This is a genomic window from Arthrobacter sp. SPT-J7, from assembly GCF_059089965.1.
The window spans coordinates 245846-269666 of record NZ_JBNHFF010000003.1; the positions used below are offsets into that span (position 1 = coordinate 245846).

The window sequence follows — 23821 nt, forward strand, 5'->3', positions numbered from 1 at the left end:
GGAATCGTTCTTGGGCTAAAAACCGTCGCCGCTCGTGTTCGCGGTTTCCGGGCGGCCACGACAAACGCCCGGTACCGCACCTTCGTGCGGGACCGGGCGTTCGCGGTCGTTGGTTCTTACCAGCCGCGCTCTGCGAGGCGGTGCGGCTGCGGGATTTCGTCCACGTTGATGCCGACCATTGCTTCGCCCAGGCCGCGGGAGACCTTGGCAATGACATCCGGATCGTCGTGGAAAGTGGTGGCCTTGACGATCGCGGCGGCGCGCTCGGCAGGGTTGCCAGATTTGAAGATGCCGGAGCCAACGAACACGCCGTCGGCGCCCAGCTGCATCATCATCGCGGCGTCGGCCGGAGTGGCGATGCCGCCAGCGGTGAACAGCACCACCGGCAACTTGCCGGTCTGGGCGATTTCCTTGACCAGTTCGTACGGGGCCTGCAGTTCCTTGGCTGCCACGTAGAGCTCGTCTTCGGGCATTGCGGACAGGCGCTTGATCTCGGCGCGGATCTGCCGCATGTGGCCGGTGGCGTTGGAGACGTCGCCGGTGCCGGCTTCGCCCTTGGAACGGATCATCGCGGCGCCTTCGTTGATCCGGCGCAGCGCCTCGCCCAGGTTGGTGGCACCGCAGACGAAGGGAACGGTGAAGTTCCACTTGTCGATGTGGTTGGTGTAGTCGGCCGGGGTCAACACCTCGGACTCGTCGATGTAGTCCACACCGAGCGACTGCAGCACCTGCGCCTCGACGAAGTGGCCGATGCGGGCCTTGGCCATGACCGGGATGGAGACGGCTTCGATGATGCCGTCCACCATATCCGGATCGCTCATCCGGGACACGCCGCCCTGCGCGCGGATGTCCGCCGGAACCCGTTCAAGGGCCATCACGGCCACGGCACCGGCGTCTTCGGCGATGCGGGCCTGTTCGGGCGTTACGACGTCCATGATGACGCCGCCCTTCAACATCTCGGCCATGCCCCGCTTTACCCGGCTGCTGCCGGTCACGGGGGCTTGGGTTGAGGTTGCTTCACTGCTGGACACTAAAAGCCCCTAGGAGTCGGTCGAAAGCGTACATCTCATCATACGTCCGGGGCAGTGAACCGGCTCACCGGTGACGTAACCTTCGTCAACGCCCGACGGCGGCCGCTCGCCTCCCGTCCTCGTACCGCCTTCCTGCGTCCTCCGGTAGATCGAGTGGTCAGCCGATCAGGCGGTCAGCCGGGTCTGTCGGTAGACAGTCATGATCCGCTGGATCACGGTTAACAGGCTGGCAGCGGCCAGCAGCACCAGGACCACCAGCAGAACCACTTCCGGCAGGCCCAGCCCGGTCAGGCCGGTGAATACCAGGACGGCCACCAGGCGCTCGGATCGTTCGGCAAAGCCGACGGCGGCGGTGCAGCCGAGCGACTCGGCCTTGGCCCGGGCGTAGGAGACCAGGGAGCCCAGCAACAGGCACACGAGCGCAGAGACCGCAATCGCCGGGTTCTCTCCCCCGGTAAAGAACCAAATGGCCACACCGGCGAACACCGCGCCGTCGGCCAGCCGGTCAAGGGTGGAGTCCAGGAAGCTGCCCCAGCGGCTGCTGCGCTCCAGCATGCGGGCCATCAGGCCGTCCACCATGTCGGAAAAAACGAACGCGGTGATAAATACCGTGCCCCAGAACAGCTCCCCCAGCGGGTAGAACACCAGCGCCCCGGCGCAGACCCCGAGCGTCCCGATGATCGTGACGGCGTCGGGTGAGACGCCCATCCGGATCAGGACGCGGGCCAGCGGGGTGAAGAGCTTGCCGAAGAATCCGCGCGCGTACTTGTTCAGCATCGCCGCGTTACCGTGCAGGCCAGGCGTCGGCTACCTGCTTGCGGACCTCGTCCAGGGTCTGGGTGATGGCTTTGGTCTGCGCGATGATCGGGAAGAAATTCCCGTCACCGCCCCACCGCGGCACCACGTGCTGGTGCAGGTGCGCCGCGACGCCCGCCCCGCCGGCTTCCCCCTGGTTCATGCCCAGGTTGAAGCCGCTGGGGTTCGCCACCTTCCGCAGCACGCGCATCGCCGTCTGGGTCAGCTCGGCGAACTCCGCGGTCTCCGCCGGGGTGATGTCCGTGTAGTCGGGGACATGGCGGTACGGGCAGACCAGCAAGTGGCCTGGATTGTACGGAAACAGGTTCAGCACCACGTAAGCGGTCTCGCCGCGGTGGACGATCAGCGATTCCTCGTCCGGCCGGGCGGGCGCCACGCAGAACGGACACTCGTCCTTGTTCTTGAACTGCCCCTGGCCGCCTTTGACGTAGGCCATCCGGTGCGGCGTCCAGAGCCGCTGGAAGGCATCCGGGACGCCGGGCAGCTCGAAACTGTCCGTTGCCTCATCATCCGCCCGGCCCATCATTGCTTCCCTGGTCGTCCCTGCCATCGTCAGTTGCCGCGCCTCGCGACGGCCTGAACGATCCGCGCTACTGCCTCATCGACCGGAATGCCGTTGTCCTGGCTGCCGTCACGGAAGCGGAAGGAAACCGCTCCGGCTTCGGCATCCTCGCCGCCGGCGATTAGCACGAACGGTATCTTGTCCTTGCTGGCGGTACGGATCTTCTTCGGGAAGCGGTCGGAACCCAGATCCGCCTCAGCGCGGATGCCCTGGGCCCGCAGCTTCGCCACGATCTCCAGCATGTAGTCGTTGAAGGTCTCCGCCACCGGAATGCCGACCACCTGGACTGGAGCGAGCCAAGCCGGGAACGCACCGGCGTAGTGCTCAATCAGCAGGCCCATGAACCGCTCCACCGATCCGAACAGCGCACGGTGGATCATCACCGGCCGCTGACGGGAACCGTCGGCGGCCTGGTACTCCAGCTCGAAGCGTTCCGGCAGGTTGAAGTCCAACTGGATGGTGGACATCTGCCAGGTCCGGCCGATCGCGTCCCGCGCCTGGACCGAGATCTTCGGCCCATAGAAGGCGGCTCCGCCCGGATCCGGCACCAGTTCCAGACCGGATGCTTCGGCTACCTCGGCCAGGGTGCGGGTGGCTTCGTCCCACACTTCGTCGGAGCCGACGAACTTTTCCGGATCCTTGGTGGACAGTTCCAGGAAGAAGTCGTCCAGCCCGTAGTCCTTGAGCAGGTCCAGCACGAAGTTCAGCGTGGTGGTCAGCTCGTTCTTCATCTGCTCGCGGGTGCAGTAGATGTGCGCGTCGTCCTGGGTCATGCCGCGTACCCGGGTCAACCCGTGTACCACGCCGGACTTCTCGTACCGGTAGACCGAACCGAACTCGAACATCCTCAGCGGCAATTCACGGTAGGATCGTCCGCGCGAGCGGAAGATCAGGTTGTGCATCGGGCAGTTCATCGGCTTCAGGTAGTAGTCCTGGCCGGGCTTGACCACCTCGCCGGTCTCCGGGTCGCGGGTCTCGTCCACGTGCATCGGAGGGAACATGCCGTCCCGGTACCAATCAAGGTGTCCGGACACTTCATACAGGTTGCTCTTGGTGATGTGCGGGGTGTAGACGAATTCGTAGCCGGCCTCGGTGTGACGCTGCCGCGAGTAGTCTTCCATCGCCTTACGGACAATGCCGCCCTTGGGGTGGAAAACGGGCAGGCCGGAACCCAGTTCGTCCGGGAAGGAGAACAGGTCCAGTTCGGCGCCCAGTCGACGGTGGTCGCGGCGCTCGGCCTCCGCCAGCCGCTCCTGGTAGGCCTTCAGGTCCTCCTTGGTGGGCCACGCGGTGCCGTAGATGCGCTGCAGCTGCTTGTTCTTCTCGTTGCCGCGCCAGTACGCTGCGGCCGAACGGGTTAACGCGTAGGCGTTGGAGATCAGCTTGGTGTTCGGCAAGTGCGGGCCGCGGCAGAGATCCTTCCAGACCACTTCGCCGCTCTTGGCGTCCACGTTGTCGTAGATGGTCAACTCGCCGGAGCCAACCTCGATGCTGGCGCCCTCGCCGGCCTCATCGGAGTGGCCCTTGAGCCCGATCAGCTCTTCCTTGTACGGCTCCCCGGCCATTTCGGCCAAGGCCTCGGTCTCTGAGACCGAGCGGCGGACGAAACGCTGGTTGGAATTGACGATCTTGAGCATCATCTTTTCCAGCTGCTTCAGGTCCTCCGGGGTGAAGGGCTCATCGACGTCGAAATCGAAGTAGAAACCGTCGGTGATGTACGGACCGATGCCAAGCTTGGAGTCCTTGCGCAACTGCTGCACGGCCTGGGCCATCACGTGGGCGGTGGAATGGCGCAGCACATTCAGCCCGTCGGGCGAATCAATGGTGACGGCCTCGACCTTGGCACCGGCCGGGATGGGCTGATCCAGGTCCTTCAGCTCGCCGTCCACGCGCACGACGACGACCTCCCGCCGGGTGCCGTAAAGGTCGGCTCCCGTCGTGCCCTCGGTCACCTGGTTCTCTTCGCCGTCGACGATGAGGGTGATGTTCTGGGGCGCTGACACAGAGGTCTCCTAATTGTTGGCTGCGGCCGTTACTGCAGCGACATACGTGGGCGCTGCAAGCCTCTACGATCGTATCCGCTGACGAGTAGCCGGACCAACACCGGCGCGGCCCGATCCGGCGCGACCACCGCTGAACCGGGGGCCGTGGATGATCGCTGCCTTGGTCTGCGCAGACAGGCTCCGAACGTCCGGCCCTGCAGAACCGAACCACGAGCCCGCCTCACCCCGCGGCGAGATCCGTTCACCCTTGCCGCGGAGCACTCCGCCGCACCGCTGGGCATCCTTAGAACGGCGGACTCTGCGGCTGCTCGGGCCAACCGTCAAAGGGGCTGGAATTCCTGCCCGTGCGGGTGGTTTCGGTTGTGCGCACCAGCCCCGTCTCGAGTTCTTCCTGCTGTGGCGCCGGCGGCAGATTCGCGGCGTGAGCCGAGGGATTCAGGGCATTCGTCTCCTGAACAGCGGACGCTGTATCCGGTGTGGGACCACCGGATTGCCGGGAGTTGGTGCCCAGCAGGGCCGTCTCGGGTAGTCGTTCGGGCAGTTGGGCGTCCTTGAGCCAGACGTGGTTGCGTAGGGGTTTTTGCGCCGGATCCATGTGGGGCGGCGGGAAGAACCAGGGGACGCCGTTGATGACCTCGATCCGCCAGTCTCCTTCGTGGATGAGGTGGTGGTGGTGGCTGCACAGCATTACGCCGTTGTCGGTGGATGTTGGGCCGCCTTTTTCAAACCACTGGATGTGGTGCACTTCCGTCCAGGGCGACGGGGCGGTGCAGCCGGGGAAGGCGCAGCCGCCGTCCCTGGCGATGATTGCCAGCCGCATGTACTTCGGAAACAGCCGCTGCGACTGGCCGACGTCGAGGATCACGCCCATGCCGGCGAGGACCACCGGGATGATGTCCGCATCGCAGGCTATCCGGCGGATGGTCTTCGCGCTCAGCGGTCCGGAGAAAGTGCTGGTTCCCGGGCGGCCGAGGTCGGAGGCCAGGTCTTTGTAGTCGATGGTGGCCAGCAGCTGGGGACGGCGTCCGCCGGCTGCCGGCAACAGATCCGTGGTCAGCGCGACCTTGCAGGCACCGATAAGCCCGTCCAGTTGCTTCTGCTGCCGGGTGCGCCCGTCCAACTCATGGCCGGGTTCGGCGGCGGCAACGTCCTCGCCGGATGCGTCGTCGCTGGTGGCAGGGGCGGCAGCGGGCGTGCCGGCCCCGTCGAACCCGACCGTGCCAGCCGTGGCTGTCCCGTCCCGCAACCTAGGGTTGGTAGCCGTGTTGTAGACCGTTGCCAAGACCTCGTTCTGCTCATCGGTGGCGTTGATCTCGTAGCAGTGCAGTCCGTTGCGCCGGCCGCGGTAAAACAGTCCCTGGCGTGCTTTCAGTTCGGCCGCAGTCGGGTCCGTTCCGGCAGGGTCGAGGCCGCCTTCCCACTGCCGAATCAGCAGCCGCAGCGAATCGGCGTCGTATTCCGAGGCATGCTTGACCAGCGCCTCTTCCATCTGACGCAGCCGGTCCGAATCGGCCACCCGGCGCATACCGTCGACAGCCTTACGGATCAGGTTTGCGGCTTGGCCGGATACCTGTCCTTCGTCCAAGGCCCGGGCGAGCACCGGCATACGTGGCGGTGCGCTCGGTTTGCCTTCACGGGCTTGCCGTGGCTCGGTGGCGTCGGCGAGTTGGAACCGGCGTGCTGCTTCCTGCCGCCCGATGCCGAGTTTCGCCCGGAGGTAGTCTTCATTCGACTTAAAGGCGCCGCGCTTTTGCAGGTTTGGGTCGTCCGGGTTGTGGGGCTTGTCGGTCTCTCCGACGGCAGCGATGTTCTGCTCTCTGACCAGCCGGGCCACGATCAGCTGAGTCTGGGCAGCCGTATTGGCCAGCTCCTCAGCCTGCGCTGCCGTTTGCGCCACATATTTGGTGCTGCGGGCCAGGCCATCTGCCCGAAGACGGTCATTGAAATCGGCGAGCTCGGAGCGTAACCGGGCCAGCAAAGCGGAATCATCCTGTTCTGCTTCCGGTGCTACATCCACTGCCTCGATCGCCATGTATCAAGCCTATGAAGGACTCGAAAGCGGCAGGAGAAGTGGAAACACCTATGTGGGCAAGGCACGGCAAGGGACGCCTGTGTAGAGGTGCTTAGCGCGGGGCAGTGCCACCGCAGGGCAGTGCGTGCCTTCACCTGGCCCGGGACGAACGGCTTCCGGCCAGCCAGGGTTCTGCCGGGACGCGGTGGTCCAGGCCTTCCTCGGCCATGCGACGGGCGAGCTCGGCGGTACCCAGTGGTCCGGCACCGGGAGCGGCAGGGGACGCCGCAGGCGGAGCGGCAGGCGATGTGGAAGGGGATCCGGCACGCGATGTGGCAGGGGTACGAACCTGCGGCGGTTCGGGGCGGACTGTGTTTCCCGGCAGCGGCAGACTGGCAGCGTTGGACAGGTCCCAGGCCTCGAGCGCCTGCAACCCGATTCCCTGAGGGCCGGTCCTGCGGGTCAGTCCCCGGATGAGCAGCAGCTCGGTCCCGAACAGCAGCGAGCCGGAGCGCTCCTGTGCCTCCTGGAAGAAGGTGGCGTCTACGCAGCCGGTCCCGTCGTCCACGCTGATGAAAACCACCCGGCGGCCGCCGCGCATGGGCGGGGTTTGGGTGGCGACCCGGATACCGGCCACCATCACCTCGCTTCCGTTGCGCAGGCCCAGCAGATCCTTAGCCGGGGTGACACCTAGTTTTGCCAGCAGCGGCGCATAGCTTTCCATCAAGTGGGAGCTGGCGTCGATCGAGAGCAAGTCCAGTTCGGTGCGCACCATGTCTACCGCCGTCGGTTCTGGGAAGACCGGAACGAGATGGCGCAGCTCCAGGTCCCCCAGCGGCAGGGACAGCTGGCCTTCGGTGGGCTGGTAGCGTTTGGGCACCGGGCGTGCAGCTGGCTGGTCCAGGTGATAAACAAGATCCGTCCGGCTGGCTGCACGGCCGTCGCGTTGGCCGGTTGCCCGGTTTAGTTCGTCGAAGGCTCCCAGCTGGGCCAGGCGTTTCAGCACGGGTTTGCTGACCTTGCCCCTGGCCCGGAGGTCGGCCAGCGATTCGTACGGCTGTCCGGCGACAATGCGCTTGAGCTCGGAAGCTGAGAGCCCGTAGATGCCGGCAAGGCTGAGCCGGATGCCCAGCTTTTCTTCTGCGCCGGAAGAAACACGTTCCACCCGGTAGCGGTCAGTGCTGCGGTTGATGTCCAACGGCAGGATCGGGATGCCGAGCCGCCGTGCCTCCGCCACCAGCAGGCGCCGCGGATACATCCCCGGGTCATGCTCCCAGAGCCCGGCGAGGAACGCCTCAGGATGGTGGGCTTTCAACCACGCAGTCTGGTAGGTGGGGACGGCGAAAGCGGCACCGTGGGCCTTGCAGAAGCCGAAGCTGCCAAAGGACTTCAAGGTAGTCCACACCGTATCCACGACATCCGGCGCATACCCCCGGTCAAGCGAAGCCTTGCGGAAATAACCCTCCACTGCGGGTTCGGCTTCCTCATTGCCCAGCAGCCGACGGAATTCGTCGGCCTTGGCCAGCCCGCATCCGGTGAAGACATCGAAGGTCCGCAGGACTTGTTCATGGAAGACAGTCACGCCGTGGGTTTCCTTCAAAACCGGGATCAGATCCGGGTGAGGAAATCGCTCCGGAGCCCAACCGTGGCGCTGCTCCAGGAAGGGACGGACCATGTCCGATTGCATGGGACCGGGCCGGAACAGCGAAATATCAATGATCAGGTCGTTGAAGTCCCGCGGAGCCATCTTGCCCACCAGTTCGCGTTGGCCCGGCGATTCAATCTGGAAGCACCCCAGAGTGTGGGTGCTGCGGATCAGTTCATAGGTCGGTTCGTCGTCCAGCGGGACCTGCTCCAAGTTGATTGCCCCATTCGCGGCAATGTATCCGGGTCCCTCTCCGTCCTCGTCCACCGGGTGCTTTCCGGCTGCAGTTACCGCTTCCTTGTTGGGATGGATGCGGGCGATTTCGGCGAGCGCGTAAGCCATCGAGCTCTGCATCCGCACACCCAACACGTCCAGTTTGAGCATGCCCATTGGATCCATATCGTGTTTATCGAACTGACTCATCGGCAGTCCCAATCCGCTGGGCTGGGTGGGGGTGCGGTCCAGCAACGAGGTGTCGCCCAGGATCACCCCGCAAGGATGCATGGAGATATGCCGGGGCAGCCGGTCCAGCCGTTCGGTCAGGTCCACCAGCAGATCCAGTTGCTGGTTCTGCTCCACCTGGGCCGAAAACGCGCGCAGCTCCGGCTTCTCGGCCATCGCCTCTCGGAATTTGCGCGCGGAGAACCGCCAAAGCTGCTTGGCGATACCGGAGATCTCATCCTCCGGCAGGCCAAGTGCCAGGCCGGCGTCGCGGACCGCGCCGCGGGCCCGGTAGCCGTTTTGCATGCTCATCAGAGTGACCCGCTCGCTGCCGAATCGGTCGAAGATCTTCTGGTAAACGTTGTGCCGCTCTGCGCTTTCCACATCTATGTCTATGTCCGGCAGGGTGGAGCGGTCCTGGGAGAGGAAGCGTTCGAAGATCAGCCCGTGGGCCAGCGGGTTGACGTGGCTGATGTAGAGCAGATAGTTCACCAGACTGGAGGCACCGGAGCCTCGCGCCGAAGCCCGCACGCCCATGCCGGTAATCATTCGCGATACTTCGGCCACGGTCAGGAAGTAGGAGGCGAAGCCCAGCCGGGAGATGATGCCCAGCTCATGCGCCAACCGGTCCCGCAGCTCCTGTTCTGCCCGTCCGGAAATTCCACCAAACCGTTCGGAGATGCCGGTTTCACAGCGCTGAAGCAGCTCGGTCATCGGTTCCCCGTCGATCCCGATGACCGAGGCTTCCGGGACCACGGGATGTTTGAAGCCCATGTCCTGGTAAGGGTCCATCCGGCACCGGTCCGCCACGGCTTCCGTCATGGACAGCAGTCGGTGCACGTCCCGGCTTCCGCCCCCGGCTGCCTGAACGATTTCCCGGGCCAGCGCCTGCATCTGGGCAGGGGATTTCAGCCAACCCTGGGCACTGGGCTGCAAGTCAGGCAGTTTGGACAAGGCGGTCAATGCCCTAGCCGAGTCCAGTACATCGGCGGTGGCTGCGCCGTCCTCTTCGCAGTAGCGCACCGCATTGGTCAGCACTGCTGGGATCTTCAGTTCCCCGGCGAGGTTGAGCATCCGTACGGCGTGGGCGGTGCTCAGGTTCTCGCCGGGGGCGCTGAGGTGGGAAACGATTTCCATTGCCAGCGAGCCGGCTGGCAGCACGGTACGCCAGAGGCCGGCCAGCCGGCGCGCTTCGGCATAGCTGCGGTGGCGCAGCGCCTGACCGACACCGGACATCGGACCCAACAGCACCGTTAAGGTTGGCCCGCCGTCCGGAGTGCCGGCATACCGGGCAATTTGTTCCAGCGTCACCCCTGGCGTCCGGTGCCTACTCCCCCGCCCGCTGCCGGCCGTACCGTGATGAGCTGCCGAAATCAGGCGGCAGAGCGCATGGTAGCCGCTGCCCTGGTTCCCGCCATGCGCCAGCACCACAACGCGCCCGGTGTCCCGGCCGCCGTCGTCCTGGACCGCCAGGTCCACGCCGACTATTGGATCAATCCCCGCTGCCAGGCAGGCCTTAAGGTGCTTGACCGTTCCGTAGAGTCCATCCCGGTCTGTGCAGGCCAATGCGTCCGCTCCGAAGGAAGCGGCCGCGTCGGCCAACTCATCAGGCCAGGAGACACCGTAGTGGGCGCTGAACGCCGTGGATACATGCAGATGGGTAAAGCTCATTGGTCATTCCAAACGCCTTATCAAGGCACAGGATCGTTATCCGGCAAGAAGCTGCGGAACCGAGGCGAAAAAATATTGCATGCTCAGGCGCTCAGTTCCCGGACGGCATCATGGACACGGATCAGTCGCCAGCGATCGGCATCCACCTGGTGAGAAAGATCCAAAGTGCGGATCTGGGACCTACCGTTCAGCCGTGCCTGAACACGCCAGATTTCATGGTCCACCAACCCGGGCCCCCTGCCCCGCTCTGCACGCAGTTCCTCCGCCCACCACTTGCGACGTTCGTACCAACGCACGGGCTCTGCGACAATTCGGTAGCTCCTGCCCTGCCACCGCAGCCGTAGCGGCTGTCCGGCAGGGGAACAAACAACTTCGACAGCTTCACTGAAAACACCCATGTTCCAGTCACCTTTCATCTGGACAACGGGTCAGAGTCCGCAGCACGCGCCCCTGCGCCAACACGCCTGCCGAAGAACTTGACCCTCTTATTCTATTCGAATATGTGTTCGAATCCAAGATCAAGCGTAGGCATGGGCACTGACAAAATCAGGGTGAGTAAATGACGCCGGAGCGTTCCAGCCAATGCTTGTTCCAGCCGATGCTTCTGGATGTGGTCCTATGTGGACGGACGCGGCCCTGCTCTAGCCTTGCTCGGCCAGGTACTTCACATCGCCGACCAGTTTGTCCCACATCAATTTGGAGTGTTCGGCATCTTCGGCACTGGCGTTGTTGTCCTGGGACAGCGTGAACTCGGTCCCGCCGGGAACTTCCTCCAGCGTCCAGACGAGGCGGTGGTAGTTCTCCGGCACATCCTCTAGCCCGCTCAACGGGCTGAAGTGTGTGACGACCAGCCGCCTGCCGGGCTCGAACTCCTGCACCTGGCCCCTGTCTTCGTAGGCCTTGCCGTCCCATTCGCCGCGCCAACGGATAGGCCCCCCGACGCTCCAGTCCGTCTGGACCTCGGTGCCGAACATGAACCCCTTGATGGCTTCGGGGTCGGTAATTACCGACCAGACACGATCGGGCGGTGCCGCGATGGTCGTCGTCGAACTGGCAACAAATTTTCCCGTCATGGGTTCCTCCCCCGCAGACAGCCCCGAAGCGGCGCGGTCCGGCTACACCCCTAGCTTCCAGCAGCAAGGGCCGGGGCACAATACGCTCGGCGGAATTGTCGTGGAAGGCCGACTGGGAAGGCGGACCCCAGTGAAACCGGAGAAATCATTCCTCCGAACGGCCCAGCCGGTACTCAGGCCGCTTCGTCGATGAGCTCAGGCCCGTTATTGCGCACATTGTTGACCTTGGAGCTGACCCGCCGCGGAACCAGATGCGGTTCGGGCATGGCAGCCAGCAACTGTTGTACATCCGCCTCGGCTGTTGTCTCCGGGTCCAGCCAGTCCGAATACAGGTCAGTCGGGACGATCAGCGGCGTCCGGTCATGGATGTGTCCCAGCGCATCGGAGGCTTGGGTGGTGATGATGGTGCAGGTCCGCAGCCACTTGTCCGGATGGTCGTCGGGCAAGGCTGGGTCCGGCCAGTTCTCGAAGAGTGCTGCGAATGCCAACATCTCTTCGCGTTGGCCGTGCAGATAGGTCGGTATTTTGCCGTCCGGGGTCTTTTGCCATTCAAAATACCCATCGGCTACGAGCAGTCCGCGCTTTCTCGCCGCAGCCTTGCGGAACGAGGGTTTTTCCGTGACGGTCTCCATCCGGGCGTTGATCAGGCGTGCGCCGGAGCGAGGATCCTTGGCCCATGGGGGCACCAGGCCCCACCGGGCCGTGATGAGCTTCCTGGAAACCCCGTCGCCGTCGTGCCCCATGCGGTCGATGATCAGGGGGACTTCGTCAGTCGGTGCAATGTTGTACGAAGGCTGGATCTCATCAACATAGGATTCATCGACGTCGAATGAAGCCACCAGGTCGCCGGTGCTCCGCGCCATGACGTATCTGCCACACATGCCTCCATTATGGTGCACGTGCCGCGGAGCCAGACCGGGCAGGGCAGGCACCTCCGCGGCAACACCGAGCACCGGGAATGACCGCGGCCGGTGCGACGTTGACATGTACACAAGCTTTCACACCAGAAGGAGCCACCTTGGATTACACACCTGCTGCCGGAACCGTCACCATGTTCTCCACCACCTGGTGCGGCTACTGCCGTCGCCTGAAGACCCAGTTCGATGCGCAGGGCATCGGCTACACCGAGATCAACATCGAAGAGGTTCCAGGCACCGCCGAGCTGGTCGAGAAGCTCAACGACGGCAACCAGACGGTCCCCACGCTGCTCTTCCCGGATGGCAGCAGCGCGACGAACCCGCCGCTGTCGCTGGTCAAGGAGCGCTTGGGCGTCTAGCAGCGCAGGCTCCGCCCGCCGGTTTCCAAACCGCGGGCAACCGGGCGCCACAGTTTCCATAACAATCGTTTTGGAAATTGTGGCGCCCCTGTTTTCTTCCTAGGATGGGCAGAGGTGGCCGACGACGGCCTCGCCAGACTTCGCTAGGAAGGAATCACTCCCGCATGGTTCACAAGGTACGGGCAGTAGTGGCCCTGGAAAAGAATGCGCCGGTCTCCATCGAAACCATCCTGGTGCCGGATCCGGGTCCGGGCGAGGCGCTGGTGGACATCCTCACCTGCGGCGTCTGCCATACGGACCTGCACTACAAGCAGGGCGGGATCAACGATGACTTCCCGTTCTTGCTCGGCCACGAAGCCACCGGCGTGGTCAGCGCCGTCGGCCCGGACGTGACCAACCTCGCCCCCGGCGACCGCGTGATCCTGAACTGGCGCGCCGTCTGCGGTGAATGCCGGGCCTGCCAGCGCGGCCAGGCACAGTACTGCTTCAACACCCACAACGCCACGCAGAAGATGACGCTGGAGGACGGCACCGAACTCTCCCCCGCCCTGGGCATCGGCGCCTTTGCGGAAAAGACCCTGGTGGCCGCCGGCCAGTGCACCAAGGTGGACGACGACGTCGATCCGGCCGCGGTGGGCCTGCTCGGTTGCGGCGTCATGGCCGGCATTGGCGCGGCGATTAACACCGGTGAGGTCAAGCGCGGCGAGTCCGTGGCCGTGATCGGCTGCGGCGGTGTTGGCATTGCCGCCATCGCCGGCGCCAAGTTGGCCGGAGCCACCACGATCATCGCCGTAGATATCGACGACAACAAGGTGGAACTGGCCAAGTCGCTGGGTGCCACGCACGGCATCAACTCCAAGGAACAGGACCCGGTGGAGGCCATCCGGGCACTCACCGGCGGCAACGGCGCCGACGTCGTGATTGAAGCCGTGGGCCGCCCGGAAACCTACAAGCAGGCGTTCTACGCCCGCGACCTGGCCGGCCGGGTAGTGCTGGTGGGCGTGCCCACCCCGGAGATGAAGCTCGAACTGCCGCTGCTGGACGTGTTCGGCCGCGGTGGCTCGCTGAAGTCCTCGTGGTACGGCGACTGCCTGCCTTCCCGCGACTTCCCCATGCTGGTCAGCCACTACAAGCAGGGGAACCTGGACCTGGACGCCTTCGTCACCGAGCGGATCAAACTGGAAGACGTGGAAGCCGCATTCGACAAGATGCACGAAGGCAAGGTCCTGCGTTCGGTGGTGGAGGTCGCATGAGCGTCGCCATCGAAAACCTGGTCACGTCGGGTACCTTCTCGCTCGACGGCGGCACTTGGGATGTGGACAACAACGTCTGGATTGTCGGTGACGACGCCGAGGTCTTCGTCATCGACCCGGCACACGACCCGCAGGCCATCGCCGCCGCGGTCGGCTCCCGGACGGTGAAGGCGATCCTGCTGACCCACGGCCACGACGACCACATCCGCGCCGTCGGCGAATTCCGGGACCTGGTGAAGGCACCGGTCTACCTGCACGACGCCGACCGGATGCTCTGGGACACGGTCTTCCCGGACAGCACCCCGGACCACGCCATAAAGGACGGCGATACGTTCGAGGTCGCCGGCGCACAGCTGAAGGCCATCCACACCCCAGGCCACTCCCCCGGATCGGTCTGCTTCCACCTGGCGTCGGAGAACGTGCTGTTCAGCGGCGACACACTGTTCAACGGCGGCCCCGGCGCCACCGGCCGCAGCTACTCAAGCTTCGAGACGATCATCGAGTCGATCAAGGACAAGCTGCTGACGCTGCCGGCGGACACCAGGGTGAACACCGGGCACGGCGATTCCACCAGCATCGGTGCCGAGGCGCCGCACCTGGATGAATGGATCGCCCGCGGCCACTGAGTCGCGCGTATCCAGCACCCAAGCACCGCCCGTGCTCACGTCGGTTTCGGCTTGAGCACGGGCGGTGTTCCGTAGAGGGGCTGCGTCAGCACGTCCGGAACGTCCTGCTGCCAGGGAAACAGCCCTTCCTCGTCGGCCCAGATAGCCTGCAGGCCGCGCAGCCGGCCCTTGTAGAGGTCCGCGGCGACCAGCAGCACCTCCTGCGGCCGCTCGATCCGGGCCAGCACCGCTCTCCGTGGCCGCAGCGCCACCTCCATACCGGCCACCAGCGTGCGGCCATGATGGAGCACCCGGTGCACCAGCAGGCTGAGGATGGCGTGGGTTTCCGCCTGGGTCCGTCCCGTGACCAGTAGCTCGGGGTGCTGCTGCTGCGTCAGCCCGATGGTGTAGCCAAAAGCAGTGTTATCCGCATCCCCTTCGACGATCATGCACTGCCAGCCATACTTGTGAATGGTTCGCAGCGTCTTCTCCCTGGCCTCCCGATGGGTCATGCCGTTGCACATCTCGCACACCATAGGCTCCTTCTGCCGACGGGTCAGATCGTCCAGCCAGTCTGCATCCGGACTCGCAGCAAGGGCACCGGAGATTGCGCCGATGTGGATAAGTGCGCCCTAGCCGCCAATGTAGTGCATCTCCACCTTGCGCCCCGGCCATCCGGCGGCCGGCGGGGCCTGCCCCGGAGCGCTCACGGAAGGGTGAACGCCAGCGGTAGCGGCGCTGCGCAGCTCCGAATAACGGTCAGAGCGGCGGCGCCACACACCGGCGAGCACGCCGGCCAGTTCGTCGTCGTCAGCGCCGCCGCGCAGCAGAGCCCTCAGATCGGTGCCTCGGGTTCCGAACAGGCAGGTGAACAGCTTCCCGTCGGTACTCAGCCGGGCCCTGGTGCAGCCATGGCAGAACGCCTGCGTGACGCTGGAAATCATGCCGATCTCGCCGCCGCCGTCACGGTACCGGAAGCGCGTCGCGGTCTCGCCGGCGTAGCGGGGAGCCAGCGGCTCCAGCGGGAACTCAGCATCGATTCGGCGCACCACCTCCGCCGAGGGGACCACCTGCTCCAGGTTCCAACCATTGGTGGATCCCACATCCATGTATTCGATGAACCGCACGATGTGCCCAGTTCCCCGGAAGTGGCGCGCCATCGCGAGGATGCCGTCGTCGTTCATGCCGCGCTTGACCACCATGTTCACCTTGACCGGGCCAAGCCGGGCGGCGGCCGCCGCCTCGATGGCCTCCAGTACCGTGGCCACGGGGTAGTCAACGTCGTTCATCTGGCGGAACGTCGCGTCATCGACGGAGTCCAGCGAGACCGTGACCCGGGAGAGGCCGGCCGCTTTGAGCGCCTCCGCCTTGCGCGCCAGCACCGAGCCGTTCGTGGTCATCGCCAGATCCAGCGGGCGGCCGTCGGGCGTGCGCAGTTCGGCCAGCCCGGCCACCAGGTTTTCGATTCCCCGCCGCAGCAGCGGTTCGCCGCCGGTCAGCCGGACCTTTTCCACGCCCAGTGCGGCCCCCAGCCGGGCCACCCGGGTGATTTCTTCGAAGCTGAGCAGCTGGTCTTTCGGCAGAAAAACGAAGTCACGACCGAAGATTTCCTTGGGCATGCAGTAGACGCAGCGGAAGTTGCACCGGTCGGTCACCGAGATCCGCAGATCCCGCAGTGGCCGGCCCAGTGCGTCGTTCAGAGGGTGCGGACCGTGCTGCGCTGGCCCGTCCATGGTGCGCCTCCACCCTATCGGGGCTTGAAGTCCCTTCCAGACTAGGCTGGCTGCACCCGGACTACAACGGGCGGCGGCACCCGTTCCATCAGGTCGGCGGACGCCCCGTCCCGTACCTCGGCGTGACCGGAGTAGGCCGCCCGCAGCGACTGTTCCACCGTGGCGACGGTCAGCCCGGGGACCAGGTCTTCCGCCGAACCGGCGGTCGCCGGGTCCCAGTCCAGGCCGAGCGCGTCGTAACTGGCCATGAGTACCTCGCGCAGCGGAGTGGAATCCTGCACCACCACCACTGAGGAAAACAGCCAGGCGCCGGCCACGACCCGTTGGGCCGTTCCCACCAGCTTGACCCGGTGCAGCGGATCGCCGGCGTGCGCCCCGTGAATGCTGAACTCGCCGGGGCAGTACTCCCCCGGAATTTCGCCGACGGCGGCAAGCAGCCCCGCGTCCCGCAGGCCCCCGGCGATGAGTTCGCCGAACTGGCTGAAACGCTTCTTCGCGCCGGCAATGGCATCGGCCAGCGGCTCCACGTGGTCCAGCACCAAGCAGCCCTCGTGGTACGCCGCGGCGCGGCCGCCGGCCTTGCGCACCAGCGGTTCGAAGCCCAGCTCGCGGCAACGCCGTGCTGCCTCCTCAAAGCCGGGCAAGTGTGCATCGCGTTGGCCAAACGCCACCGTCGGCGCTGGACGGTAGACGCGCAGCGTGGGGCCGAGCCGTCCCTGCTTGGCGGCGGCCAGCAGGTCCAGCCCGTACTGCAGATCCGCTTCGGCACCGAACGTTTCGGGCTGCTGGACCCATTCCAGCCTGCCGGCGCTTTGCGGTGACTGCTCCAACGTTATGCCTGCTTCCTCAACGTACCCTTCCGCGCTGCCGGAAGGCGCGGATACCCTTGCCATCTTACGGCGCAGCCGGCCGCCCGTGCCGTCGGGCTGCGCCGTCCTGCCCACGTTCTGGCAGGGGTGGAGCGGGCCACGGCTTTGGACACGGAATAATAGCGGTGTGCCTTCTCCCCAAACTCCGCTCATTCTGCTCGGCGGCGCCTCCGGTTCCGGCAAGTCCTATCTGGCGGCCCGGTTCGGCCGCCCGCACGTGGAGCTCGACGGGTTCTACCGGGAGATCAGCGAGCACACCGCCGCCTCGCCGCTGCCGCAGACATCCTACGGAGAGATCGACTGGGACCATCCGGGCACCTGGAACAGCGACGCCGCGGCCCGAGCGATGGTGCAGTTGCTGCAGACCGGGCGCACCGAGATCCCCAATTACTCCATCGCCTCTTCCAGCTACACCGGTTACCGGACCGTGGGGCTCGCCGAAGGCCCGGTGATCGCCGAGGGCATTTTCGCCGATACCGTGCTGGCCCCGTTGCGCGGCCTCGGCGTGGAGGTGGACGCCGTCTTCATTCAGGTCCCTCCCATCACGACGGCGGTGCGCCGGCTGGTCCGTGACCTGCGCGAGCACCGCAAACCGCTGCCGTTCCTGCTCAAGCGCGGCTGGGCGCTCTTCCGCTCCGAACGCAGCGTGCGCGAACGCTACCTGGACGCAGGGTTCCGCGCCGTCGCCAAGCGGCAGGTGAAGAAGGAACTGGCCGGGTTGCAGCCGCTGTCGGTCGGCGGGCGAGGGTAGCGTTCCGAACTATTCGGTGACATCCCACATCCGGCGCCACCAGGGACGCTTCGGCTCCGGCTCCGGCACTTCGGCTGCCGCTGCGGCGGCCCTCACAGCCCGGCGTTCGCGCCAGCGTTCCACTTCATACTCAACGTCGCGGGTCTTGGTGATCACCGGCGGGCCGCCCTGCAGCTGGCGCCGTGCGTTCACCACTCTGGCGTTAAAGTCCTCCAAGATCTCGCGGACCTGCCGTTCCGCAAGCTGTTGGTCCAGCCGGCCGTCCAGCTCCGCGTCCTCGGTGCGCAACAGCAGGGCTTCCGGGCCCAGCCCGGTCAGGTGCTCCCGCTCGATCAACCCCTTAAGCCACCAGTCAGGGTCGTATCCGTTGCCCAGGTTCGGGATCGGTTTGCCCGCATACTTCAGATCGTCGAACTCGCCGCGCGCCATGGCCTCCCGGACCAGGTAATCAGCACGCCTGGAGGTGTCCAGCTCCCGAATCTTCCGCTGCTTCTCCTCCTCCGCCTTGGTCTGTTCGGTATCCTCCGCGCCGGTTGGGCCGTGTTCCCGGGCGGCGCGCAATTCGGCGGCGCGTTCCAACCGCCGGCTGTTGTCCTCCGCTGCCCTGCCCATTTGTCCTCACCGCCTCCGTAGAACCTGTGCAAGTATTTTCCCAGCCCGTTCTGCACGCGGCAATGCACCCCGGCCGGTCACGGGCGGTCGCGCACGTCGCCGAACGCGCAAGCCTGGCGGTGGCAGACCGTGAAGGCGCGGTGGCAGACTCGGAGCCATGCGCGAATTCGTTGTCCTCGGCACCGCCTCCCAGATTCCCACCCGGACCCGAAACCACAACGGCTATCTGTTGCGCTGGGACGGCGAGGGACTGCTGTTTGATCCGGGCGAGGGCACGCAGCGGCAAATGATCCTGGCTGGTGTATCCGCCAGCCGAATCACCCGCATCTGCCTCACGCATGTGCACGGCGACCACTGCTACGGTTTGCCCGGCGTGCTTTCGCGCATGGTGCTGGATGGCGTTGAACATCCGGTGCACCTGCACTACCCCGCCTCCGGCGAGGACATGGTCCGGGCGCTGGTCTCGCTCGCTTCCCCGGGACTGGACCTGCACCTGCACCCGCACGGCGCGGCCGGTCCGGTTGCGGATGGGCTGGACGTGCGCCCGCTGGACCACCGGATTGAGGCCTACGGCTACCGGCTGACGGAGCCTGACGGCCGCACCCTGCTGCCCGAACGGCTCGCTGCCGCCGGGATTACCGGCCCCGACGTCGGACGCCTGCAGCACCAGCGCACGCTGGACGGGGTGCGGCTGGAAGACGTCAGCGTGCCGCGGCCAGGCCAGCGATTCGCCTTCGTCATGGACACAGCGGTATGCGCCGGCGCCGAGGAGCTCGCGGACGGAGCGGACCTTCTGGTGGCGGAGTCGACCTTCAGCGACGACGACGGCGCGCTGGCAGCGCAGTACCGCCACCTCACCGCGGGACAGGCAGGCGGCCTCGCGGCCGGCGGCAATGTGGGCATGCTGGTGCTCACGCACTTCTCATCGCGCTACGCCGACTTGTCCCCGCTCGGCGAGCAGGCCGTCGCCCGTGCCGGGGACACCGCCGTCGTCATGGCGCAGGACTTGGACGTGATTCCCTTTCCCAAGCGCCGGCAGACCGCCGCGACGTGAGGACACTGGCCGCAGCGAGGTCCGTGTCCCTGCCGTCTGGACATCGGGGTGCCAGCGCAGATTTCGCCATCCGGCCTCTTCCCGCACCGGCGGCAGTTTCCGGCCCCCTGCCTATTTCCCTTGGCGCAGCTTCCGGCTAAGTTGGCACACTAACCGCTCCATGCGTCAACGTTCCAAGGAGGCCTCGATGAGCGAACAGAACCGTCCGGAGGGCGAGCAGAATCTCCCGGATCCGGAGTTGACCATTCAAGGTGAAGATCCGGTCATTCCCGATGAAGGCGTCGATGCGGTCCCGCCGGAATTGGTCGATGCAGGAGTTGACACGGAGTCCGAGCTGCCGGTGGACGGATCCGTGTCTGACCCGCTCGAAGGCGGCGTGCCGGACGACCGCCCGGGAGCGTCGCTGGACGAGTTCGACCCCGACGACCCGCGCGACTAAACACGGAGAGTCCGGGATTCCACCATCGGAGGGACCCAAACATGGCACCATCCTCGCGGTATCCCACGTCTCATACCCCGGGCAGTCCATGGCGGGATCCGCTCGGACGCGCGGGCAGCCGCAGCGCGCAGATCCTGCTGATCCTGGCTCTGGTCAGTTTGGCGGTCTACGCGTTGTTGCAAATCCGCCTGCTGCTCATACCGGTATTGATCGCCCTGATTCTGTCCGCGGCGATCGGCCCGGCGGTGAACATGCTCCGCCGGGCAGGCTTACCCGACGTACCGGCAACGCTGCTGGCCTTTTTGGGCTTATTGGTGGTTTTGGCGGCGACGGGAACCCTGATTGTCCTGGCGGTGCGCAGCCAGTGGGAGAAGCTGGTAGCCGCCACCGCCTCCGGGCTCGACCAATTCGATTCCTTCCTGTTGAACGGGCCCTTTCCCGTAAGCCAGGAGCAACTGGCACAGGGGCGCCAGGCCCTAATCGATTTCGCGGCCAGTGCCCAAGCACGCTCCAGCGCATTGTCGGGCCTTTCGGTGGCCACTGAATTTTTTGCCGGCACCGCGCTGATGATTATTGTCCTTTTCTTCTTCCTCAAAGACGGGGCCAGAATCTGGGACTTCCTCTTGCGTCCGTTCAGCGGCCGTCGGGAAGCCAAGCTGCGCCGTGCCGGCAAACGGACGCTCGAGGTGCTGGGCAGCTACGTCCGTGGCACGGCCACCATTGCGCTGATTGACGCGACGGCGATCGGGATCGCACTGCTGGTGCTGCAGGTTCCGCTGGCCGTTCCGCTAGCCATGATCGTCTTCCTGGGTGCCTTCATTCCACTGGTCGGAGCCACAGTTGCGGGCGTGTTGGCCGTACTGGTGGCACTGGTGACCCGGGGACCGATCGTTGCCCTGATCGTGGTCATCGTCGTGATTGCGGTCAACCAATTGGAAAACCATCTGCTGCAGCCGGTCGTCATGGCCAGGTCTCTGAAGCTGCATGCCCTGGTGATCCTCTTCTCGCTGACCGCCGGCACGATCTTGGCCGGCATCATCGGCGCGGTGCTGGCAGTTCCGCTGGCCGCCGTCGCTTGGGCCGTGTTGCAAGTGTGGACCGCGGAGGACCCGCGGCTCGAAGACCTCAATCCAGACCTGCCTCCGGCCGGTTCCGAACCGACTTAGCCTCGCCGAAGCGGGCGTGCCCGCACCCGGAAACCGGCGGGAAAGCGCGTCCCGACCTGTGCCGTCAGGCTGCGGACAACGCATTGACCCCTTCCCGGGGAGACTGCCACACTTTGAGCATCGCACCGTTGGTTCAAAGGAGATCCTCATGGCTGGCATGATCCGCAAGAGTCTAAACGAACCCGAAGAATCCCGGCCCTTCGAAGACGGTAAAGGAAAGCTCGATTTGGTTCATCTGGAGGCCGGCGGCGTCGGGCGGGCCGTTTTCGAACCGGGCTGGCAATGGTCCAAGCACGTGAAGCCAATCGCCAAGACTGACAGCTGCCAAGCTGAACATGCCGGCTACGTGCTGTCCGGACGGATGAAGATCGTCTTGGACGACGGCGAAGAGAACGAGTTCGCGGCCGGTGACTATATGTCGGTCCCGCCCGGTCACGATGCATGGGTTATCGGCGACGAACAGTGCGTAATCATCGACTGGGCGGGATACGTCGACTACGCCAAGCGACACGACTAAGTCTCTTTCCGCTGCGGGTATTCCTCCATGCGCGGCAGCGTCCTGGACCTAGTGGCGCGAGTGGGACCGCCAACGAAGACGCTTCGCGAGGTTCCCGAGACAGCCTTACCGGACCGCCAGTTGACTGCTCATCCCTAAGGGACACCTCCATTTGCTGAGAATGACGCAGAAGCTCCGGTGTCCGGGACTGCGAGGTCCGGCACGTCCGCGAATGAGTAAGGAGGCCACGGGCCTAGAAAGCGAATGAATGCGCTGGGTTCCTCATCCTTGATTGCAGTCAGTTCAGCGCCGATGTCCGGTATCCGCGCACGGTCTACCAAGACCGCCACTGTCAACACCGGTACATAACCTTCGTCCAAGTGCGTTCGGCGGTTCTCGGCCAAGTCCTCACTTTGACGTGCAATCCGGTGTCGGTACCGTGGATACAGCCCGTCGGCAAGCTGGTCCGCTATCCGTCGTTCCACCGCATACAATCGCTTCTGCAGCAGTCGCTGGATACCGGCAGATCGTTGTTGCATCTCTTCGCGCAGGTCGATCACTTCACTGTTCTCTGCGGCAGCAACGTGCTGGTCCAAATAGATCTCAATCCGCAATTCAGCCCGCCCCCGCAGTGCCTCCAAGCGTTGCTTGAGCGGGCCAGCTGATTCGCTGAGCCACTGGGCCAAGCGTTCCTCAGCGGATGTGTGGCCGTCAGGAGCCACGATGACATTGAAGCTCATCGGCAGAACGGTTCCGGCCTGTTCCCAGCTTCGCTCGACCACTTCCCCGTGCTCGGACACCCAGCGCTTTACGTCATCATCTGCGCCTTCGAAGGGAGCTGTTCGATGGCGGTGTACGATCGCTGCGATATCTGCATCTGTGGCAATCAGTTCCAATGGCGCGCCATCAATTCCGGTTCCCAGATCGGCCAGCGAGACGGTTGCCGGAACGACGGCGTACACATAAAGGCCTTCACCGACGAGATCAGCAGATTCGCTCATTTGGTACCTCTGCCCTGTTCTTCAACCGTGAGTTCGGGAGTTATGAACTTTTGCACAAGTTCATCCACAACGTCGTTAAGGGAGCGATGAAGGTCAGCAACCGAGTCTGTGATGCCGTGGTCGTTCTTAATCTGTTCCAAGGCCTCGTCAAGTTCGAGTAACGCCTCACCCAGCCGGTTCTGCTCTTCTTCGGTCAGTTCGCCACCTTCAAGCCGCCGGATTGCCTGAGTCTCCAGTGCTTCTTGAATGATTTCGACCAGGGTGACGACAAGCGTCAATACCCCGTGCTTGAGGTTGTCCTCATCGACTTTGAGTGTCACCGTCTGCCTCCGTGTCGTAGGCTTCACCTTGGCTGACTCCGTGCAGGAGCAGAGCCCATTGGCGGATGTGTTCGCCGGCCAGCCGTACTTTGCCCTGAGCGGATTCCAGAACCAGAACTGATGATTCCCCGACTGGGGTTCTTCCGCCTTCCGCCCTGACGGCAGTGATCTCCCTTGGTTGGAGCCGAACAGCCGGGCGGCGGTCCAACGCAGCCTTCCAGCTAAATCCCTCTTCGCTGTCGTATCTTCCAGTGCCGCCTCGCCAAGTCCGGCTTCCGGATCGTTCTTCCTCGTACCAAAGTTCTCCCTGCAGCAACAAGGTGTCGGGTTCCTCCCGTGCCGGCAGTTTTTCGGCATTGCGGACTGTGGCTGGGCGGCTCTCCGGGCCGTCTTTGGTTTGTGTGTTGTGGATCAGGGCACTCAGGCGCTCCGGGTCGGCTGCTAACAGAAGCCCAGTACTGCCGTCGTTCCTCTCCAAAAGCAACCGGGGCCGGGATTGGCCGCCGCTGGTCGTCTGTCCCTGCAGGTGCACCTTGGCGATGTCCCCTAGCGGTACCTGCCAGAGCACCTCAGGCGGATTCTGCCGGTACACAATCAGTCGCTGGGTGGTGAGGTAGATGTGGCCGGGCAACCATACCGTGGGCGTTTCCTCGGGGCAGTAGCCGCCAACCATTTTTGCCACAATCTCTTCGTCTTGCTCAAGCGCCACGTGTCGGGATGCAGAATCACGTGCCCACGCCCGGGTGCGCGCATCCCAGCTTTGCATCATCCCGTATTCGAGCATGGTCTCAAGACCGGCAATGGTCGCGCGAAGGTTGACCCCGATCAGCGGTATGTCGGCCACGGTGATGATGAGATCGAGGTTCAGAAATACGCCCTTGTTGAGTAGGACTTCGACCAGGTCGGGCAGGGTGGCACCGGGGTCACGGGTAGGCTGCATGGCAGATTTTGGTGTATCAGGGAAAGATCGTGCCCCGGCTGTCCGGGTTCCCG

At 64.8% G+C, this 23821-nt stretch carries 24 protein-coding genes; 8 read left to right on the top strand and 16 right to left on the bottom strand.

What is annotated here, in order from left to right; genetic code table 11:
• Positions 1-116: 116 nt before the first annotated feature.
• From pdxS to AC5RWX_RS06590, 9 genes are all read right to left on the bottom strand, one after another.
• Positions 117-1031 carry a pyridoxal 5'-phosphate synthase lyase subunit PdxS gene (gene pdxS / locus AC5RWX_RS06550; protein WP_493943195.1) on the bottom strand — a complete coding sequence of 305 codons (915 nt, stop codon included), beginning with the start codon at positions 1029-1031 and terminating at the stop codon, positions 117-119.
• 165 nt (positions 1032-1196) lie between these two features.
• The gene (gene pgsA / locus AC5RWX_RS06555; protein WP_493943196.1) at positions 1197-1808 is read right to left on the bottom strand and encodes a phosphatidylinositol phosphate synthase; all 612 of its coding nucleotides are present in this window, start codon (positions 1806-1808) and stop codon (positions 1197-1199) included.
• Between the two features lie 7 nt (positions 1809-1815).
• Positions 1816-2397, bottom strand: a complete 582-nt coding sequence (locus tag AC5RWX_RS06560) for an HIT family protein (RefSeq protein WP_493940731.1) — start codon at positions 2395-2397, stop codon at positions 1816-1818.
• A gap of 2 nt (positions 2398-2399) precedes the next feature.
• Positions 2400-4412, bottom strand: a complete 2013-nt coding sequence (thrS, locus tag AC5RWX_RS06565) for a threonine--tRNA ligase (RefSeq protein ID WP_494097070.1) — start codon at positions 4410-4412, stop codon at positions 2400-2402.
• 283 nt (positions 4413-4695) lie between these two features.
• A complete protein-coding gene (locus AC5RWX_RS06570; protein ID WP_494097071.1) occupies positions 4696-6444 on the bottom strand; it encodes an HNH endonuclease signature motif containing protein in 1749 nt (582 codons plus the stop codon).
• 130 nt (positions 6445-6574) lie between these two features.
• Entirely contained in the window at positions 6575-10180 is a 3606-nt protein-coding gene (locus tag AC5RWX_RS06575) for a DNA polymerase III subunit alpha (protein WP_494078419.1), read from the bottom strand.
• 83 nt (positions 10181-10263) lie between these two features.
• On the bottom strand, positions 10264-10596 hold the full coding sequence (locus tag AC5RWX_RS06580; RefSeq protein ID WP_494062212.1) for a DUF6504 family protein: 333 nt from the start codon (positions 10594-10596) through the stop codon (positions 10264-10266).
• Positions 10597-10821: 225 nt separating this feature from the next.
• Entirely contained in the window at positions 10822-11253 is a 432-nt protein-coding gene (locus AC5RWX_RS06585; protein WP_494078420.1) for an SRPBCC domain-containing protein, read from the bottom strand.
• Positions 11254-11426: 173 nt separating this feature from the next.
• The gene (locus tag AC5RWX_RS06590; protein ID WP_494078421.1) at positions 11427-12134 is read right to left on the bottom strand and encodes an SOS response-associated peptidase; all 708 of its coding nucleotides are present in this window, start codon (positions 12132-12134) and stop codon (positions 11427-11429) included.
• A gap of 137 nt (positions 12135-12271) precedes the next feature.
• Here AC5RWX_RS06590 and AC5RWX_RS06595 point away from each other — a divergent pair, with 137 nt between their 5' ends.
• The 3 genes from AC5RWX_RS06595 (at position 12272) to AC5RWX_RS06605 (ending at position 14408) form a co-directional block, all read left to right on the top strand.
• A complete protein-coding gene (locus AC5RWX_RS06595) occupies positions 12272-12529 on the top strand; it encodes a glutaredoxin domain-containing protein (RefSeq protein WP_127512700.1) in 258 nt (85 codons plus the stop codon).
• Positions 12530-12693: 164 nt separating this feature from the next.
• On the top strand, positions 12694-13782 hold the full coding sequence (locus AC5RWX_RS06600; RefSeq protein ID WP_493943201.1) for an S-(hydroxymethyl)mycothiol dehydrogenase: 1089 nt from the start codon (positions 12694-12696) through the stop codon (positions 13780-13782).
• The gene (locus tag AC5RWX_RS06605) at positions 13779-14408 is read left to right on the top strand and encodes an MBL fold metallo-hydrolase (protein ID WP_494078422.1); all 630 of its coding nucleotides are present in this window, start codon (positions 13779-13781) and stop codon (positions 14406-14408) included. The genes AC5RWX_RS06600 and AC5RWX_RS06605 overlap by 4 nt, the downstream gene beginning before the upstream one ends.
• A gap of 35 nt (positions 14409-14443) precedes the next feature.
• Here the strand turns inward: AC5RWX_RS06605 and AC5RWX_RS06610 are convergent, their stop codons facing one another.
• From AC5RWX_RS06610 to AC5RWX_RS06620, 3 genes are all read right to left on the bottom strand, one after another.
• Complete coding sequence (locus AC5RWX_RS06610) at positions 14444-14911, bottom strand: DUF4262 domain-containing protein (RefSeq protein WP_494097176.1); 468 nt, start codon at positions 14909-14911, stop codon at positions 14444-14446.
• Between the two features lie 108 nt (positions 14912-15019).
• Complete coding sequence (gene moaA / locus AC5RWX_RS06615; RefSeq protein ID WP_494078424.1) at positions 15020-16120, bottom strand: GTP 3',8-cyclase MoaA; 1101 nt, start codon at positions 16118-16120, stop codon at positions 15020-15022.
• Positions 16121-16161: 41 nt separating this feature from the next.
• A complete protein-coding gene (locus AC5RWX_RS06620; protein ID WP_494097072.1) occupies positions 16162-16950 on the bottom strand; it encodes a lipoate--protein ligase family protein in 789 nt (262 codons plus the stop codon).
• 166 nt (positions 16951-17116) lie between these two features.
• Between AC5RWX_RS06620 and AC5RWX_RS06625 the strand changes: the two genes are divergently transcribed.
• Positions 17117-17740: a uridine kinase family protein gene (locus tag AC5RWX_RS06625; RefSeq protein ID WP_493940743.1), complete on the top strand. Its 624-nt coding sequence runs from the start codon at positions 17117-17119 to the stop codon at positions 17738-17740.
• Between the two features lie 9 nt (positions 17741-17749).
• Here the strand turns inward: AC5RWX_RS06625 and AC5RWX_RS06630 are convergent, their stop codons facing one another.
• Entirely contained in the window at positions 17750-18352 is a 603-nt protein-coding gene (locus AC5RWX_RS06630; RefSeq protein WP_494097073.1) for a DnaJ family domain-containing protein, read from the bottom strand.
• Between the two features lie 157 nt (positions 18353-18509).
• On the opposite strand from AC5RWX_RS06630, the gene AC5RWX_RS06635 reads away from it, so the two are divergent.
• The 4 genes from AC5RWX_RS06635 to AC5RWX_RS06650 all read left to right on the top strand — a co-directional run bounded on the left by AC5RWX_RS06635 (position 18510) and on the right by AC5RWX_RS06650 (position 21528).
• On the top strand, positions 18510-19406 hold the full coding sequence (locus tag AC5RWX_RS06635; protein ID WP_494097074.1) for a ribonuclease Z: 897 nt from the start codon (positions 18510-18512) through the stop codon (positions 19404-19406).
• Positions 19407-19593: 187 nt separating this feature from the next.
• On the top strand, positions 19594-19845 hold the full coding sequence (locus AC5RWX_RS06640) for a hypothetical protein (RefSeq protein ID WP_494097075.1): 252 nt from the start codon (positions 19594-19596) through the stop codon (positions 19843-19845).
• Between the two features lie 41 nt (positions 19846-19886).
• The gene (locus tag AC5RWX_RS06645; RefSeq protein WP_494097076.1) at positions 19887-21011 is read left to right on the top strand and encodes an AI-2E family transporter; all 1125 of its coding nucleotides are present in this window, start codon (positions 19887-19889) and stop codon (positions 21009-21011) included.
• Positions 21012-21159: 148 nt separating this feature from the next.
• Positions 21160-21528 (top strand): cupin domain-containing protein, encoded by a 369-nt coding sequence (locus AC5RWX_RS06650; RefSeq protein WP_494097077.1) that lies wholly within the window; start codon positions 21160-21162, stop codon positions 21526-21528.
• Positions 21529-21662: 134 nt separating this feature from the next.
• Here AC5RWX_RS06650 and AC5RWX_RS06655 read toward each other — a convergent pair whose 3' ends face one another.
• The 3 genes from AC5RWX_RS06655 to AC5RWX_RS06665 are packed head-to-tail and all read right to left on the bottom strand — an operon-like array spanning position 21663 to position 23768.
• Positions 21663-22508, bottom strand: a complete 846-nt coding sequence (locus AC5RWX_RS06655) for a GvpL/GvpF family gas vesicle protein (RefSeq protein ID WP_494097078.1) — start codon at positions 22506-22508, stop codon at positions 21663-21665.
• Positions 22505-22828, bottom strand: coding sequence for a gas vesicle protein GvpK (gene gvpK / locus AC5RWX_RS06660; RefSeq protein ID WP_493940750.1), 324 nt, complete (start codon positions 22826-22828; stop codon positions 22505-22507). Before gvpK ends, AC5RWX_RS06655 begins: the two co-directional genes overlap by 4 nt.
• Positions 22809-23768, bottom strand: a complete 960-nt coding sequence (locus tag AC5RWX_RS06665) for a gas vesicle protein (RefSeq protein WP_494097079.1) — start codon at positions 23766-23768, stop codon at positions 22809-22811. Before AC5RWX_RS06665 ends, gvpK begins: the two co-directional genes overlap by 20 nt.
• Positions 23769-23821: the final 53 nt, after the last annotated feature.

Excerpts from the sequence above, each read along its gene's own strand:
- AC5RWX_RS06600 (WP_493943201.1), top strand. The coding sequence starts at position 12,694 with ATGGTTCACAAGGTACGGGCAGTAGTGGCCCTGGAAAAGAATGCGCCG.
- AC5RWX_RS06655 (WP_494097078.1), bottom strand. The coding sequence starts at position 22,508 with ATGAGCGAATCTGCTGATCTCGTCGGTGAAGGCCTTTATGTGTACGCC.
- moaA (WP_494078424.1), bottom strand. The coding sequence starts at position 16,120 with ATGGACGGGCCAGCGCAGCACGGTCCGCACCCTCTGAACGACGCACTG.
- AC5RWX_RS06630 (WP_494097073.1), bottom strand. The coding sequence starts at position 18,352 with ATGGGCAGGGCAGCGGAGGACAACAGCCGGCGGTTGGAACGCGCCGCC.
- AC5RWX_RS06575 (WP_494078419.1), bottom strand. The coding sequence starts at position 10,180 with ATGAGCTTTACCCATCTGCATGTATCCACGGCGTTCAGCGCCCACTAC.
- AC5RWX_RS06560 (WP_493940731.1), bottom strand. The coding sequence starts at position 2,397 with ATGGCAGGGACGACCAGGGAAGCAATGATGGGCCGGGCGGATGATGAG.
- AC5RWX_RS06645 (WP_494097076.1), top strand. The coding sequence starts at position 19,887 with ATGGCACCATCCTCGCGGTATCCCACGTCTCATACCCCGGGCAGTCCA.
- AC5RWX_RS06590 (WP_494078421.1), bottom strand. The coding sequence starts at position 12,134 with ATGTGTGGCAGATACGTCATGGCGCGGAGCACCGGCGACCTGGTGGCT.
- pgsA (WP_493943196.1), bottom strand. The coding sequence starts at position 1,808 with ATGCTGAACAAGTACGCGCGCGGATTCTTCGGCAAGCTCTTCACCCCG.
- AC5RWX_RS06605 (WP_494078422.1), top strand. The coding sequence starts at position 13,779 with ATGAGCGTCGCCATCGAAAACCTGGTCACGTCGGGTACCTTCTCGCTC.
- AC5RWX_RS06580 (WP_494062212.1), bottom strand. The coding sequence starts at position 10,596 with ATGAAAGGTGACTGGAACATGGGTGTTTTCAGTGAAGCTGTCGAAGTT.
- AC5RWX_RS06665 (WP_494097079.1), bottom strand. The coding sequence starts at position 23,768 with ATGCAGCCTACCCGTGACCCCGGTGCCACCCTGCCCGACCTGGTCGAA.
- AC5RWX_RS06570 (WP_494097071.1), bottom strand. The coding sequence starts at position 6,444 with ATGGCGATCGAGGCAGTGGATGTAGCACCGGAAGCAGAACAGGATGAT.
- AC5RWX_RS06585 (WP_494078420.1), bottom strand. The coding sequence starts at position 11,253 with ATGACGGGAAAATTTGTTGCCAGTTCGACGACGACCATCGCGGCACCG.
- AC5RWX_RS06650 (WP_494097077.1), top strand. The coding sequence starts at position 21,160 with ATGGCTGGCATGATCCGCAAGAGTCTAAACGAACCCGAAGAATCCCGG.
- AC5RWX_RS06640 (WP_494097075.1), top strand. The coding sequence starts at position 19,594 with ATGAGCGAACAGAACCGTCCGGAGGGCGAGCAGAATCTCCCGGATCCG.
- AC5RWX_RS06610 (WP_494097176.1), bottom strand. The coding sequence starts at position 14,911 with ATGTGCAACGGCATGACCCATCGGGAGGCCAGGGAGAAGACGCTGCGA.
- AC5RWX_RS06635 (WP_494097074.1), top strand. The coding sequence starts at position 18,510 with ATGCGCGAATTCGTTGTCCTCGGCACCGCCTCCCAGATTCCCACCCGG.